Genomic DNA, 1,182 nt, shown 5'->3' with positions numbered 1-1,182 from the left:
CTTCACCCCGACCCGCATGATCCGCGGGCGCGACTTCGTCGAGGTCGACGGCGCCGGCCACTGATCGCCAGGCCGTGCAGACGTTACTTAAATATATGACTATTTAGACCATATGGTGAGGTGATTCCACCCACCGGTCGAGGAGGATCCGTGGGAACGCTGGACGGAAGGGTGGCGCTTGTCACCGGGGCGAGTCGCGGCATCGGAGCGGCGATGGCGCTCCGATTCGCGCGCGAAGGAGCCAGGGTCGCGGCCATGGCCCGCACCCTCGAGCCCGACCCCCGGTACCTGGGAAGCCTGCGGGAGACCGTCGACAGTATCCAGGCCGCCGGCCACGAAGCCATCGCCGTGCGCGGCGACCTTTCCTCGGCCGAAGACCGGCGGCGCATCGTCACCGAGACCGTCGAGGCGTTCGGGCCGGTCGACATCCTCGTGAACAACGCGGCCGTCACCTTTATCGCACCGGTCGAGGAGTTCAGCGAGAAACGTTTCCGCCTCATGATCGAAGTTCAGGTGTGGGCGCCCTTCGAGCTGACTCAGCTGGTTCTCCCGGGCATGCGCGAGCGGGGAGCGGGGTGGGTGCTCAACATCTCCTCCCGGGCGGCACTGCACCCGCAGGGCCCACCGTTCGAGCCGGTGCACGAGCGCGGCTTCGCCGCGTACGGTCTGTGCAAGGCGGCGCTGGAACGCTTCACGACCGCGCTCGCGGCCGAGGGCTACCCCCACGGGATACGAGCCAACGCGCTCGCCCCGCTCGACAACGTGGCGACCCCCGGCGCGGGCGCGCACGACCTCGTCTCGGACTTCCCGCTCGAGGACTCCTCGGTGATCGCCGAGGCCGCGCTCGCTCTGGTCGAGGGAGACATCACCGGACGGATCGCCTACAGCCAGTCGCTACTGGACGAGCTCGGCCGCAAGCCCGACCCGACCAGCCACCACTGACCACCTTGTGCCGGATGGCTGCGGGACCCGATGTGGAGTCCCCGCAGTTCTCCGGGAAGTGCGGCCTCCGGGCGCGCGATCTGACGATCGTCGCGCGCCCTTTGGCCCGCTAGTCACCGGCCACACCTGCAACAGTGCCCGACCGATTCGTCAGTCGACGCGGGCCGTGGCGTAGCCGGCGATGACTTCCTCGCCCCGAGCGTTGACCGTGACCACGTCGAGGTCGACCAGGCTTACGCC

1 protein-coding gene is annotated in these 1,182 nt (G+C 68.7%); it reads left to right on the top strand.

The features are described from left to right. The first annotated feature begins 150 nt into the window (after positions 1 to 150). Entirely contained in the window at positions 151 to 942 is a 792-nt protein-coding gene (locus tag U9980_RS05125) for an SDR family NAD(P)-dependent oxidoreductase (protein WP_322766904.1), read from the top strand. Positions 943 to 1,182: the final 240 nt, after the last annotated feature.

This window comes from Protofrankia sp. Cr1, from assembly GCF_963555865.1.
Lineage (GTDB): Bacteria > Actinomycetota > Actinomycetes > Frankiales > Frankiaceae > Protofrankia.
Note: the sequence above shows the minus strand (reverse complement) of the source record. Positions and strands in the feature narration are given on the sequence as shown.